Genomic DNA, 14281 nt, shown 5'->3' with positions numbered 1-14281 from the left:
TCAGAACAAAGAATTCATTTTCTAAATAACACTATTTTTAACGAGACTATTTCTAATTTAACTTCTTTATTTGACCATCGACTAATTCATAAATCCGATCAGCATCTTCTTTTAACCGTACATCGTGCGTCACAACGACCACGGCCTTATTTTCATACTGGGCAATTTCTTGAAAAAGTTGGCCAACTTCCGCCACTCGCTCACTATCCAAAGCGGCTGTTGGTTCATCAGCCAAGATAAAATCAGGATTCGTGTACAAGGCCCGAGCAATCGCCACCCGCTGGGTTTGCCCACCGGACAGCTCTCCCGGATATTTGCCTAACAGTTGCGTAATTCCCAATCGTTTTAAATAATCATCCATAACTGCTGGCATCAAATTTTGTGTTTTCTTTACCTTATCCACTAAAGCGAATTGTTCTTTCACCGTCAAATAAGGTACTAAATTATAGGACTGGAGTACAAAACCAATGTGATCCAATCGGAAGCGGTCTGCCTCTTTACCGGTCAATCGACTAATATCTTGGTCGTTAATCAACACGGATCCATCGGTTGGACGTTGTAAGCCACCCAAAATCGTCAGCAGGGTACTTTTCCCAGAACCAGATGGTCCCAAAATTAATGTGAGCTCACCACGGTTGGCGACAAAGTCGACGTCCTGCAGTGCCTGAACCTGATTTAACCCATGACCGAAGGCCTTATTCACTTGTTTTAATACTAAACTTTCCATGTGCTTACCCTCCAATCACTGTTACTGGGTCAATTTTAGCAATCAACCGCATCGGAATCACAGCACCCAAAAGTCCCATGATAACTAGGGCAAATCCCGTCAAACCAATCAAGCTAAAGTTGAAGAACATCGGCACCGCTGCTGGCATAATGGCACTCGTGCCGAGAGAAAAGCCCATACTGATAACGACCGCCACAGCCATCATCAAAACCGTTTGCGATAAAGTATTCAAGACTAAATAGCTAACCGGAATTCCCTGCGCCCGCAAAACGGCAAAGTTCTCCATCTTCTGCACCGTCAAAATGTAAAGGAAAATGGCCACAATCACAACGGAAATCAGGATCAAAAAGACAATCATCAGCACAAAAGTCTTATTTTGCGCACTATAACCCGGCATCTTCTCAAACAATGCTGCCTTCGTTGCCACCTGCAAGTTGTCCCCACTCACGGTCAGCTTTTGACGGCTAACGAAACCGGATCCAACAAATTGATTCGTCGTCCCCTTAATGGCTGCCCACTGCGACTGGTCACCATAAACAATTGGCGCCATATTATATTCCGAATTTTTGGCAAAGCCGACCACCGTTAGGGGCTGACTTTGCAAGCCTAAGGTTATTTTTTGCCTCAACTTTATCCCTTGATCGGCCAACTTGCTAGAAACGACCACTTCATTTTTCGATTGCCACAAACGGCCTTTTGTCAGTGAAATGCTTTGAGCCACCTGACTATTTTTACTAAGGCCAACAAACATCGCCGATTCACGGTGAGTTCCCTGCTTTAAGATACCTGGGGTTAAGGCGAGTAAATCAGCCTGCTTTTCCCCAACTTGATTTGCATCGGATTGCGTCAGCAGGGACTGACTCAGGTCGCCATTAGCATCTTTACTCAGCACCACCGATTTCGTCTGCCAGCTATTCACCGCCGCCGTATTTTCATTGGCTAACCCAAGCGCCAAAGCACTCAAAATAAAGATTAAGTAGGCAATCATCGCGATAACCGCTACGACCAACCCATAACGCAACTTTTCTTTTTTAATTTCATGCCACGCTAAGAACATCTTAAACCTCCTGCTTGTGCCAACCGGCCAGGGCATCTAGTAATAATAGAATCTGATTCTTATCGGTCGGCGCTAAAAAGTATTCGCGAATCAAGTGGTGAACGGCCACGTCGGCCAGCCACTGTGGCAAATCATCAGTCGCCTTATCCCAATTTGTGCTACTGGTTTCCTGATGATGAGCAGCCAAAATGGCTTCATTAACAACGTAATAATTGCTCAAAAAGGCGTAATACAGATTTTGTTCGACTTGATCAATAAAAGACCTAGTCGCTTGAAACGGGTTATCCCCAATAAAGGCCTCGTGAATCGTTACCATCACCTGGCTCAGGGTGTATCGGTAGGCATCGTCTAAGTCAGCAAAGTAGGTATAAAAAGACCCGCGAGCAATCCCTGCTGCTCTGACAATGTGGTTCACGTTGGCATCTAGGAGCGAATAGGTCGAAAATTCTTCTAAAAGAACTTGGCTGATTTTTTCTTTTTTGTCTGCATTTAAGTTTAAAAATGTTGCTTTTGGCATTTTTTATCTCCTTGTAATGACACAATGTCAATTCTTCACTCCTTAGTTTACTCATTTATGACACAGTGTCAACATGTAGACAATAAAAAAATCCCAAAAGGGATTTTTAATGGCAAAATTAGATAACGTCCAAGTGTGTCTGACCACTCTTAACCAAGCCCATCTTCAAGAAAACGCGGTACATCAAGAAGGACATCAAAGCAGGCAAAGCAACTCCGAAGACCAGGAAGGTGCCCAACATTTCGGGATTCTTAGTTGCCAAATCAAGTGGCACGATCAATGAAGTCAAGCCCATTCCTGCCAAAGAGAATGGCACTGTCAAATGGAAGGCAACAGCGGCGATTGGTGCACAGACAGCTGCTGAAACAACTGGTGGCACAAAGAGCCATGGATTGCGGACCAAATTTGGGAATTGGATTTTAGGCGTCACAAAGGCTTGTGCGATAAAGGTTCCGGGCTTGTTTTCGTGGAAGGACATTGCAGGATAAGCAGCAAACATAGCAGCCGTCCCAACTAGCATAGCACCAGCACCCATTGGTGAACTAACACCGGTTGCACCGATGGCCACCGCTAAGGCAGCAGATGAAGCCGGTGTCATCAAAAAGACCGCGAACAACATGGCAACCAAGGCCGTGCCAACAACTGGGCTCCAGCTAACAGTAGCAGCGATGCCCTTTCCCATGCCAACCAAAAGTGGTGTTGTCACACGAGCCAGGTAGTAACCTGAAACAGTTCCAACTAATGTTGTTAATGCCGGCACGATAATCATATCCAACGGTGTCTTACCGGTCAGCCATTTTCCAAAGAGAACGGCCACCACACCGGCCATAACAGCTGAAATTGGTTGTCCTGTCGTTAAAACGATTGAACCTGGTGCTTGAACACTCGCAAAGCCAGTGACCGTTGATAGCTTCATCGTTGAAGTCGTGAAGAAGGCCGCGTTAGCCCCAACCGTTGAAGCGGCCATCGCTGAAAACATGACCATGGTATTGGTCTTTAACTGTGAGGCGATTGCCACACCAAAGGCTGCCGGCAACATGACCTTAGCAATCAAACCCAATTCCACTAATACTGGCCAATGGGTCAACCCACCAATTGATTGCATTAAGAATCCCATTCCCAGCGTGACCAGGATGGCATTTGAAATCGCCGCACTGACGTTATAAACCTTCTCTTTTAATGTTTCTTGATCCTTTGGAGCTGTTTCAACAGCCGTTTCTGATTTCTCAAAGTCCAAAACGTCTTCTTGAACTTTGTCTCCCGTTACTCTTGCATCCATATGCATCACTCCCCCTTTTCTTCTCTTGGCCAATCACAAATAAAAAAGGTCCTAACGCTAAGCGTTAGGACCTTCAACACTCAGTTACTAAGAACTAGTAACTGGTGCACTTAAAACCAACCTACTAGTTTAATTGTTTAGTAAGCTGACAATAATAATGACTTGTGATTGGGCCTGATTTGTTTGCATTAACTTGTACATGATCATCACCCTCTTTTCTTTCTGCTCTTCTTTATATGATAAATAAATTATAACATTAGGATTTAATTAGTCAACACTAATTTTTCTAATTTCATTAAACCATCTCCAGATGGGTCTGACCTGACTTGATCCAACCAATCTTGCGCATGATGCGATATAAGATGAAGGAAACCACAACTGGTATCACCACCCCGAAAGCCATGTATGCAGCAAAGGCTGTCATGCCCTTACCAAAAAGTGCCAAAGGAACGATGAAGGAGTTAAAGCCAATTCCTGCCATTGCAAATGGTACGCTAATATGGAAACCAATTGTTGCAATTGGTGCCGCAATCGCTGCGCCTACCATTGGAGGAATCAGCAACATTGGATTTTTAATAATATTAGGGAACTGAATCTTCGGCGTAACGATTCCCTGAGCAATCGTTGCCCCAATCTTATTTTCATGGAAAGACATTGCTGGATAAGAAACGAAGACAGCGGTCGTACCAATCAAAATGGCACCAGCAGCTTCAGGTGAGCTGACACCGGTTGCACCAATCGCTACCGCCAAAGCAGCGGCAGAAGCAGGTGTCATCGTCAAAGCACCGAAGACCATAGCAACACAGGCTGTTCCAATAACAGGGTTAACAGTAATGCTTGCAGTAATCATTTCACCCATCTTAACCAAGACTGGTGTTGTGACAATTGCTAAGTAGTAACCAGAAACAGTTCCAACAATCGTCGTCAAAGCTGGCACAATCACCATGTCTAACGGCGTTTTACCAGACAACCACTTGCCAAAGAGGACGGCAACCAAACCGGCCAAAACGGCTGAGATTGGTTGACCAGTTGTGATGACGGTTGAACCAACCGCTTGTGCACTCGAAAACCCTGTAACTGTTGCTATTTTCATGCTTGAAGTGGTGAAGAAAACAGCATTTGCACCAACTGTTGAGGCAGCCATGGCTGAAAACATAACCATCGTATTCGTCTTCAATTGTGAAGCAATCGCAGCACCAAAGGCGGCTGGCAAAATGATTTTTGTGATGGCTCCCAACTGAATCATTGGCGCCCAGTGAATGAAGCCGGCAATTGTTTGCAACAACAAGCCCATCCCCAAAGTTACCAAGATAGCGTTTGAAACCGCCGCACTAACGTTATAAACCATCTCCTTCACGGACTCTTTGTCCTGCTTACCTTCATTTTGATTAACCACTGTTGCTTCGGCCCTTTCAAAATCAGCTACGTCTTCCTCAATTTTTGCTTGACGACTAATGTCCATCTCTTCTCTCCTTTACTAAATAAAAAAGGCCCCGGCAGTGTTTTCACTGCCGGAGCCTTTTGCCCAAGCAGCTACTGGAAGTTTCCTCCCAGTAGCTGACAAACTCAAAAATCAACTTACTAGGAGTACATTAGCAAGCTGAGCAACAACGCGAATTGAGATTGAGCGATTTGACTTTGATTCATAGTATTCTTCATAAGTGAAACCGCCTTTCTTTCTTCGTCTTGTTTAATGATGATTTTATTATAACATGAAAATTTGATGAGTCAACACTAATTTTATTTTTTATTAGTCTGATGGGAAACGCTACGAACTTTTCGCTCATCTCAAGAGCAAAAAAAGATTTCTGATGACCTGTACCCCAAAAGTTGAACTAAATATTTAGACCTAACTGGCCAGTTGCCGATATTCTATCGGTGACTGGCCTTTTCGTTTGATCTGAATGCATTCTGTGTTGTAATAATGAATCCAGTTTTCAATGGCGGTCTTAAGCTCTGCTACACCATTAAATTGGCTTAATTCACCCAATTCTGTTTTCAATTTATTGAAAAAACTTTCCATCGGTTCATTATCTAGTGCTGTTGCCTTTCGTGACATGCTGGGCTCAATTCCGTTTTGAAGCAATATTTTTCGCCATGAATGATGTCGATACTGCCAACCTTGGTCGGTATGCAAATAGGTTTAGTAGCCTCGTCGTGGTAATTGGCTAACTAACTGTTCCACTGGTTCAATGGCAAAAGCCAGACTTGGTTTCGTATACTCAGTGCATAGGTAACAATTTCTTTGTTATATAAATCTAAAATGGACTCAAGATAAAGCTTTTCACCGGTGGTAGGTACTTTAAATTCGGTTATATCACTCGATAATTTTTGCAATGGCCGATCGGTTTGAAAGCGACGGCGGAACCGGTTGTGAGTAGTTTGTCCATCTGGTCCCGGATAAGAATTATATTTAACCCGCTTCCTGCGATAACCAGCGCCTTGAATATTCATGTTATGCATTAATCGTTGGACCTTTTTGTGATTAATACGGCTGTAGTCACTGGTTTTCCGAAGCATTGCCCAGATTCTTCGAACACCATAATAAGGATATTTGGCTGCCAAAGAGCGAATTGTATCCTTTAATTTTTGATTAGGGTCGTCAGTGAGAAATTGACGTTTCCAATAATGGTAAGTCGTTAAGCTTAAATGAAGTGCCTTTAAAATGGCGATTTGTTTGAATTGCGCCTCGAGTTGGAAAGTGACTTGGGCGATTTGTCGCTTGTTTCGTCTTCTTCCATCGAGGCGAGTAATTTTGACGCTTCAAGGCGAATACGCAACATTAGGTTTTCCTCTTCTAATTCAGCGATTCGTTTTGCTTGTGCATCTTGGTTTTGTTTTTTGGGTTTTGCCATTGTCTTACGTCCTATCTTCAACGACTGTAACCCATCTGCACCCTTTTATATATAGATTTTGTTCCATTTCCAGATGGAAGAAATATTAGTATAACCAAATTTACGAGCCACCTGAACATAAGACGCATCATGCTTGATAGCCCAAAGTGTCAATCGTAACCGAAATTCGGGTGTTACTTGTGGTGGCTCGTAAATGATCTTTGATCCATAGGCTTCGTATGCAGCAATGAGCATCAAACGTTCATAAGTTTGTCAGCCGTATTCATGAGCAACTTGATTAGCAGACAAGTCATATTTGATAGTCTTTTTAACGGCTTGTAGTTTATATTCTTTAGAAAATTTAGTCATAAGAAAAACCCTGAAAGTTATGCAACTTTCAGGGCACAGGTCAACACTCAGGGACTGAGTTTTTTTACTTTGGTTAACGGGCATTATGTTAACTAGCAACAAGATTAGTTTTTCTTGTCACGATAATGGCTGAACCCCAAGAATCCAAGTGCAGCAGTAAGACCGATAAGACTTGCAATACTGTTGTGTTGCTCTTTTTTACTTGTATCTGGCAGGGGATTGTATTTTGATACGCGAGTCTCGTTATGCTGTTTAGATGTTAGTGACGGCATAAAGACATCAGGACTAGTATTTCCTGATATAGCTGGATGAGTACCATTTGATTCAGGAAGTGATGGCGTTGCCGTTTTATCGTGATTAACAGGGGTAGTTGTTGCATCTCTTGTATAAGTGACTGTGAAGTCCAAGTCCTTTGAATCGCCATTCACTGTTTGAGCAGCGATTTCAGACTTGTCTGCCGTGTAACCCTTCAAAACTGGACTTTGTACAGCAGCAAAGTCTTGGTTAGCACTCCATGCACCGTAGGTTACTTCACCAGTGACAGCATCAGTGTATACAGGACGACTAAAGGTAACGTTCTTTTCATACGTGTCTGCGGCTTGCTGGCCATCTGCGTACTGATAGTGAATATTTTCCTTAACAGTCTTTGTTTCAGTAGCTTCGGCTGGAGCGTTCTTCGTATAAGTTACCGTGAAGTCCAAGTCCTTTGAATCGCCATTAACTGTTTGAGCAGCGATTTCAGACTTGTCTGCCGTGTAACCCTTCAAAACTGGACTTTGTACAGCAGCAAAGTCTTGGTTAGCACTCCATGCACCGTAGGTTACTTCACCAGTGACAGCATCAGTGTATACAGGACGACTAAAGGTAACGTTCTTTTCATACGTGTCTGCGGCTTGCTGGCCATCTGCGTACTGATAGTGAATATTTTCCTTAACAGTCTTTGTGTCTGTTGTAATAGTAGGGGAAGAGTAAGTATTCCATTGCCATACGCCAGCATGGATAGTATCATCCATTAATTGTGTGGACGTTTTAACATCATTGTTGTCACTACGCCAATTAGCATAGGTGACCTTTTTAGAGTCCGTTGTTCGCAAATCACCCACTACGGGATCTAAAAGACCAACAGTTGAATTCAGAATGGTACTATCACCAAGTGTGATTTTGCTTGTACCATATGTAGTATTACCGTACTCATAGTAAAGGTTTGACAACATATCTTTTATATTCCGGTTACGCGTATCAAAATTTGTTAAGTTTAATTCATTGTTTGAAATTGTCCAACTAAACATATTTTGGTATGTTTCAGCTGATTTTGTGCTGAAACCTGAAACATCAATGCCTGAGAGTGAAGAGTCCCCATTAAACATGTAAGAAAAATCTTTGACAGATTCCGTTATCAATTGATCAATCCCTTTAATTTGAACCAAGTTAACAGAACCACAAAACATATAACTCATATCAGTTACATTTCTCGTAGTTTGAGAAAATGTTCCAGAAATATCTAGGGTTTTGTCAGTTCCTCCATCAATACCCCCATATTCCCAAAACATTTTATTCATGTTTTTTACGTTTGAAACATTCCATTTTGCTACAGATAAATTATTCAGACTGTGTGTATGTGTAAACATTAGAGCCATGTTATCAACGTTTTGGACGTTCCAATCTCCAATTCCTTTGATGCTAACTAATGAGTAATTTCTGTAAAACAATGCCTGCATATTTGTTACGTTACTTGTGTCAAAAGTACTTACATCTGCTGTAACCAAATCAGTATCATTTAAGAAGAAATTATCCATTGTTATGGTGTGAGTTGTATCAAATTTTGCACCATTATCAAGACTAAAATTTGTAAGATTTACTAAATTAGCAAAAAGACCAGAAGAAATTTTAGGCGCAACAACATTTCCATTAATATGGATTTCTTTAATATCATCAGCGTTCAATTTTCCATTTGATCCCCAAGGGTTATTATCTGTTGTAATAGTTCCATTACTTACTGTTAGAACACCAGTAATGTTATTAAAAGTAAAGGTTGCTGTTCCCCATGTCCCAGTTGTTTGGTTAGTTACTTGTTGAGGAGTTCCTGATTCTGTTAGATCACTGGCGCTTGCTTGGTATCCAGTTACCAATAGAGTAACGGAAAACATTATGGCACCAGTGATTAAAAATTTTCCAGATTTGTATATTTTATATTTTTTTACTTCCATAGCACCCCTCATTTGTATCGTAAATTTAATTTATCTGTCTAATTATACACGTATTTGACATTTTTTGTAGGGAAGATTACAAGTTTGACAATTTTAATTCGAACGAATCCGCAAATATTTCCAATGTGTTCGATAATAATGTAATTTCAATGGCCGCTTGTTAATAAGTTCAACGGCTTCATATAAACGCTGCTCTGATACGTTCCTAAAATAACTTTTCTTTGGTAAGAAATAACGAAGCTTACGATTAACTAATTCATTGGTGGTTCGGCCCCCAGGGAGAATAAGCATAGATACTTTTGAACAAAGAAATAACTTGTTTAAAATGCCGAACACTTTTCAAATAGGTGTCAATTTTTTGTAAATGATATACTGTCAATATGGGCAATAAGAAACTTGATAGTTTACAATCGTTTGACAGCTTAACAGCTCCTTCAAAAGAGCTTAAAATAAGCCGACAAACACTATATGAAAGGCTCAAAATAAACAATCTTAAAGGATGATTATCTTTTACAAAAGAAGGACTGTCGCTGTTAAAAAAACGTCCAAATAAAAGTGTCAAGGTTGACAGTCAAGTGGACACTTCAAAACGTGACACTGTCAGTGTGCTTAGGGAAGAGTTGCGAGCTAAAAATCATACAATTAACCAATTGAATGAACAGTTAATCAATAATCAAAAATTACAACTTATGAGTCAACCAATATCCGAGCAGTTAACAAATGAATTGCATGAGTTAAAAAAATTGAACCACCAAAACAAGGTTTTTGGGCAAAGGATATTTGGAAAAAAATAGACCGGAATACAATTCGACCTATTTTTTTGTTTGGATATGCTATGATTGGATTATCAGCGAAAGCTAAAACATTTGAATACGAAAAAGACCGCTAATTACTTTGGCGAGTAACTAACGGTCTGCACAGTAACTGAAAGCACCAGTCGCCATGTATTTTATTCTTCACTTTTGGGGTTTCCCTATGTAGATTATTTTACAGTCAAAAAAGTAATAAATCAACCAAAAAAGACATTGAGAGATCGCATAGCAATTGCTAAGCGGTCTCCTTTTTAGTTACTGTGACGGCTTTTGCTTTTCTTAGGGCCGTTACCCTATAAGGCTGATACGGGACAGGCATGTACCCGTAAGGAGGGAGGCAGTTGTTCCGTCCAAAGGTTAACGTAGTGTTTAACTGGGCAATGAATAATTGAACATGGGTTAACTCGCCCTGCAAGTAATTAGCAAAAGTAATGGTTCCTAGATTAGCCCCTAGGATGCTCTGAGAAACGTTTAAAGCTCAGAGCGGAAGTGTCCTACAACAAATTACCCATAATAACACGGGAGAGTGGGCAGAATGCTCTTTAAACGATACATGCGACTTGACCAAAGCGATGGCTCTTGGCTATACCTTGGGAAGCCCTTATGAATTCTTAAATATTGAGATTTTACCTAAAGGTTATCTCTGCTCAAAAACTAAAAAATAAGGTACGTTATGTTAAGTAGCGGTGATTACGAAGGGAGACGACTTTGTCTCAGATAGATAAGTCGTAGTGTTGGCTTTTCTTGCATATCCATTCTCAATCCGATAGACTGTCATTAAAGTTTTTTAGAATAAGTATCATTTTAATATGGATGGAGATGTGATGAAAAAGGTAGTCACAATTGTTGTTATTTTTTTAGTTCTTGTTTCAGGAACTTTCCTAGTTTTAAGAACTAGTTCTTCTCAGTCCGGACATTATGTTGGAAAAAAATTCGATGCATCTTCAAGAAATGGTCGAACATTACAAGATAGCGATACTATGACTAGTATTGGTGATCAAAGTTCTGCATCAGCAGAGACTGGGAGTGATGCAAATATGATTTCGAATTTGCCTAGTCCAAATACCAACTCAACAGTACCTCTATCACAACAACGAGAAGAGCTAGGTCGTAGTCATCCAGTTGCTAATGGTCAGGAAGCAATTCGTATGGTACAGAGTCTCCCAGGTCAAAATAAGAACGATAGCTATCAAGGGGTAACTGATAAATTATTTGGCAATAGCAATGAAAATATTTTTGACGTTGAAGTTTTGTCTAATAATAATGAGCCAAGTGAAGTTTATCGAGTATATAAGGATGGTTATTATGAGCTATTGCAGCCTTATGCTTACGCTAATTTTGCAGCAAGTGCTGATAAAGTTGGACAGGGATCCGCAGTTAGTAATGGTCAAGAGGCGATTGATTTAATTTCTAGTATCGATTATGATTCAGATCACAACTACCGCCTGGTTTATGACCCTCTTTTCTTAGCAAGTAATCCGGATATATTTGATGTTCAAGTGCTTTCAAAATATTATCAAGCACTTGGTAAGCCAGGTATTGAGGGAGTTTATCGAGTATATAAGGATGGTCATTATGAATTTCTAAGACCTTAATATAGATCTTAGTAACAAATCATTTTAACCAATACCAATCTTTTAAAATGAGATATTTTCTACTTTTTAGTGTTGTAAAGTAAAAAAGGAACCGATACTAAAAAGTAAAAGGTTCCGTCTAAATATTTTTTTGATATGAACCCCGAAATTTGGAAAACCAAATTTCGAGGTTTTTATTATGTCCAAATTATTAAAAAAAGATAAAATTAATATTTATTATCTTTGGAAAAATCAGCATCATAGTTCGAAACGAATTGCTCAAAAATACAAAATTAATTACAGCCATGTTAGTTACTTAATTGCTTTGATTGAAGAACACGGTTTATCCGTTTTAGATCATTCCTATCAGTTCCATTCGAATGATTTGAAACTTGAAATTATGCGAAAGGCTCTCAACTCCAATCGGTCAATACAATCCGTCTCACTTGAGTACGTCCTACCAAGTAACGGACGTCTTTACAACTGGCTTCGCTCTTTTCGCGAAAGCGGTTATACTATCGTTACTAAGAAAAAAGGACGGAATCCAAATGATCAATCAGGAGAAAGAACGGTTCGAAGCGGAAAATCGCAAGCTCAAGAAAGAAAACCAAGCCTTATAAGAGAAGAAGTTGGATTACTGCTTGGGTTATTTCTTCCGCTTGTCCTGTTTTTCGCGTTCGATTCGTTCGTCCAATAGGGCATCTAATTTTATATATATTCGTTGATGGTGCACATCCTCAAGTTCTTTTCTTATAAGGCTTGGTTTTCTTTCTTGAATTCTCGAACTTGTTGCTTTAACTGTTCGGTTGTTTTGCCGGCTATGACTCTTTCTCTCTCGTTTCTTAGTAACGATAGTATAATCATTTTTTGTATTTGTGCACCCATTTCTTTAATAACGAACGATCAGCAAGGGCGTACTTAACTGCCACTTCATGTACAGAAAGGTCTTCTTGAATCACTTCTTTAACAGCAAGAAACTTTTTTATTCGTATACTTTGTGTAAGATTTTTTTAAGACATCAACACCATGAGTTTCTGCAAGCCTGATGATATAATAAACAGTCGATAGATCAATACCATCTTTTTTCGTGAATTTCACGCGGGCTTAGATGGCTTTTCCCCCACATAAAATACATATTAACTTTATCTTGATTCGTAAATTGACTCATAAAAAAACCTCAGAATTTTGTCTCAATTCTGAGGTTCATATTACTTTTATCATTCAGATCATTAGAACAAGCCGATAATCTGCCCGTTTTCATCAATATCGATGTCCAAGGCAGCCGGATGCTTTGGCAAGCCAGGCATGGTCAAAATTGACCCAGTCAGGGCAACTAAGAACCCTGCACCTAGCTTGGGCACGAACTCACGGATATGAACCGTAAAGTCCTTCGGTGCACCTAATTTCTTCGGATCATCAGAAAGCGAATATTGCGTCTTCGCCATCACGATTGGCAACTTGTCCCAACCGTACTGCGCAAAGTCCTTCAATTGCTTTTCCGCTTTAGCAGATAGTTCGACAGCTGCGCCGCCATAAATCTTTTCAACAATGGCCTGCAACTTCTCTAATGCAGGCGCATCTTCTTGGTACAGTGGGGTAAAATCAGCATCCGCCTGGTCAATGGTTTCAACCACGGCCTGGGCAAGATTCTTGGCACCAGCACCACCTTGGGCCCAAACATCAGCCAAGAAGACCTGGGCACCCAGTGTCGCCACAAAGTCTTCAATCATACTAATTTCAGCGTCGGTATCAGCCGTGAACCGGTTCACCGCCACCAAAACTGGACGACCATAGCGTTGCATGGCCTTGATGTTTTGACCAAGGTTTTCCAAACCAGCCTTTAAGGCTGTTAGGTCTTCCTGGTTCAAATCAGCTAGCGCGGCGCCCCCGTGGTGCTTCAAAGCACGAACGGTCGCAACAACCACGACCGCATCGGGTGCCTTGCCGAGCTTTGGCACCTTGATGTCCATAAACTTTTCGCCACCAAGGTCTGCACCGAAACCAGCTTCCGTAACAACGTAGTCCGCCAGTTGCAAGGCCGTCTTTGTTGCCAAAACGGAGTTCGTTCCCTGAGCAATATTGGCAAAGGGACCGCCGTGAATAATAGCTGGTGTGTGGGCCAACGTCTGAACTAAGTTGGGCTTAATCGCGTCCTTCAAGAGAACGGTCAAGGCACCAGCCACACCTAAGTCAGCAACAGTGACCGGTTTTTTATCATAGTTGTAGGCCACGACAATCTTTTCAATTCGCTTCTTCAAGTCTTGCAAATCAGTTGAGAGGGTTAAGACGGCCATCAATTCCGAAGCGACCGTGATATCAAAGCCGTCTTCGCGTGGCACACCTGAAGTCGGTCCACCAAGACCAATCGTCGTGTGACGCAAGGCACGGTCATTAATATCCAAAACCCGTTTCCACAAAACGCGACGTGAATCAATCTTTAATGGGTTACCCTGGTAAATACTATTATCCAGCGCTGCCGCCAGTGTATTGTGAGCACTCGTCAAAGCGTGGAAATCACCAGTAAAATGCAGGTTAATATCAGCCATTGGAATCACTTGCGAGTAACCACCACCAGTTGCCCCACCCTTGAGACCCATCACTGGGCCAAGGGAAGGTTCCCGCAAGGCAATCATAGTCTTTTTTCCAGCCAAACTTAAAGCATCCGCCAAACCAACCGTCACAGTTGACTTTCCTTCACCAGCCGGTGTTGGATTAATCGACGTTACCAAAATCAGCTTACCTAACTCTGATTTACGATCAACACTTTTATCCAGGTTAATCTTGGCCTTATCATAGCCGTAAGGCTCTATTTCATGCGCCTGCAAGCCTGCTTTTTCGGCAATCTCGCTAATTGGCTGAACAACCGCTTCTTGTGCAATTTCGATATCTGTTTTCACTGGCACAT

The 14281-nt window shown here is 41.2% G+C and carries 12 protein-coding genes; 2 read left to right on the top strand and 10 right to left on the bottom strand.

Annotated elements, in window-relative coordinates; genetic code table 11:
• Positions 1-52: 52 nt before the first annotated feature.
• The 9 genes from AABI20_RS05430 to AABI20_RS05390 form a co-directional block, all read right to left on the bottom strand.
• The gene (locus AABI20_RS05430) at positions 53-727 is read right to left on the bottom strand and encodes an ABC transporter ATP-binding protein (RefSeq protein WP_338347014.1); all 675 of its coding nucleotides are present in this window, start codon (positions 725-727) and stop codon (positions 53-55) included.
• 4 nt (positions 728-731) lie between these two features.
• Positions 732-1784, bottom strand: coding sequence for an ABC transporter permease (locus tag AABI20_RS05425; protein WP_338347011.1), 1053 nt, complete (start codon positions 1782-1784; stop codon positions 732-734).
• Position 1785: 1 nt separating this feature from the next.
• A complete protein-coding gene (locus AABI20_RS05420) occupies positions 1786-2301 on the bottom strand; it encodes a TetR/AcrR family transcriptional regulator (RefSeq protein ID WP_338347008.1) in 516 nt (171 codons plus the stop codon).
• Between the two features lie 118 nt (positions 2302-2419).
• Positions 2420-3580, bottom strand: coding sequence for a PTS sugar transporter subunit IIC (locus AABI20_RS05415; RefSeq protein WP_053068993.1), 1161 nt, complete (start codon positions 3578-3580; stop codon positions 2420-2422).
• A gap of 295 nt (positions 3581-3875) precedes the next feature.
• Complete coding sequence (locus AABI20_RS05410; protein WP_288846847.1) at positions 3876-4928, bottom strand: PTS sugar transporter subunit IIC; 1053 nt, start codon at positions 4926-4928, stop codon at positions 3876-3878.
• Positions 4929-5429: 501 nt separating this feature from the next.
• Complete coding sequence (locus AABI20_RS05405; RefSeq protein ID WP_288846791.1) at positions 5430-5666, bottom strand: IS3 family transposase; 237 nt, start codon at positions 5664-5666, stop codon at positions 5430-5432.
• Positions 5667-5752: 86 nt separating this feature from the next.
• Entirely contained in the window at positions 5753-6247 is a 495-nt protein-coding gene (locus tag AABI20_RS05400) for an IS3 family transposase (RefSeq protein ID WP_338347094.1), read from the bottom strand.
• Entirely contained in the window at positions 6241-6435 is a 195-nt protein-coding gene (locus AABI20_RS05395) for a hypothetical protein (RefSeq protein ID WP_288846790.1), read from the bottom strand. The genes AABI20_RS05400 and AABI20_RS05395 overlap by 7 nt, the downstream gene beginning before the upstream one ends.
• A gap of 452 nt (positions 6436-6887) precedes the next feature.
• Positions 6888-8990 (bottom strand): mucin-binding protein, encoded by a 2103-nt coding sequence (locus tag AABI20_RS05390; protein ID WP_338347006.1) that lies wholly within the window; start codon positions 8988-8990, stop codon positions 6888-6890.
• A 1636-nt stretch (positions 8991-10626) separates the two neighbouring features.
• Between AABI20_RS05390 and AABI20_RS05385 the strand changes: the two genes are divergently transcribed.
• Complete coding sequence (locus tag AABI20_RS05385) at positions 10627-11397, top strand: hypothetical protein (RefSeq protein WP_288846780.1); 771 nt, start codon at positions 10627-10629, stop codon at positions 11395-11397.
• A gap of 178 nt (positions 11398-11575) precedes the next feature.
• The gene (locus AABI20_RS05380; protein ID WP_053068959.1) at positions 11576-12073 is read left to right on the top strand and encodes a helix-turn-helix domain-containing protein; all 498 of its coding nucleotides are present in this window, start codon (positions 11576-11578) and stop codon (positions 12071-12073) included.
• A gap of 532 nt (positions 12074-12605) precedes the next feature.
• Here AABI20_RS05380 and AABI20_RS05375 read toward each other — a convergent pair.
• Positions 12606-14273: a formate--tetrahydrofolate ligase gene (locus AABI20_RS05375; protein ID WP_047975405.1), complete on the bottom strand. Its 1668-nt coding sequence runs from the start codon at positions 14271-14273 to the stop codon at positions 12606-12608.
• Positions 14274-14281: the final 8 nt, after the last annotated feature.

The sequence above is a fragment of the Fructobacillus cardui genome, assembly GCF_963580785.1.
GTDB classification, from domain to species: Bacteria; Bacillota; Bacilli; order Lactobacillales; family Lactobacillaceae; genus Fructobacillus; species Fructobacillus cardui.
Note: the sequence above shows the minus strand (reverse complement) of the source record. Positions and strands in the feature narration are given on the sequence as shown.

Bases quoted from the DNA above. Each gene is read 5' to 3' on its own strand.
- AABI20_RS05430 (WP_338347014.1), bottom strand. From the start codon at position 727: ATGGAAAGTTTAGTATTAAAACAAGTGAATAAGGCCTTCGGTCATGGG.
- AABI20_RS05425 (WP_338347011.1), bottom strand. From the start codon at position 1,784: ATGTTCTTAGCGTGGCATGAAATTAAAAAAGAAAAGTTGCGTTATGGG.
- AABI20_RS05420 (WP_338347008.1), bottom strand. From the start codon at position 2,301: ATGCCAAAAGCAACATTTTTAAACTTAAATGCAGACAAAAAAGAAAAA.
- AABI20_RS05415 (WP_053068993.1), bottom strand. From the start codon at position 3,580: ATGGATGCAAGAGTAACGGGAGACAAAGTTCAAGAAGACGTTTTGGAC.
- AABI20_RS05410 (WP_288846847.1), bottom strand. From the start codon at position 4,928: ATGGTTTATAACGTTAGTGCGGCGGTTTCAAACGCTATCTTGGTAACT.
- AABI20_RS05395 (WP_288846790.1), bottom strand. From the start codon at position 6,435: ATGGCAAAACCCAAAAAACAAAACCAAGATGCACAAGCAAAACGAATC.
- AABI20_RS05390 (WP_338347006.1), bottom strand. From the start codon at position 8,990: ATGGAAGTAAAAAAATATAAAATATACAAATCTGGAAAATTTTTAATC.
- AABI20_RS05385 (WP_288846780.1), top strand. From the start codon at position 10,627: ATGAAAAAGGTAGTCACAATTGTTGTTATTTTTTTAGTTCTTGTTTCA.
- AABI20_RS05380 (WP_053068959.1), top strand. From the start codon at position 11,576: ATGTCCAAATTATTAAAAAAAGATAAAATTAATATTTATTATCTTTGG.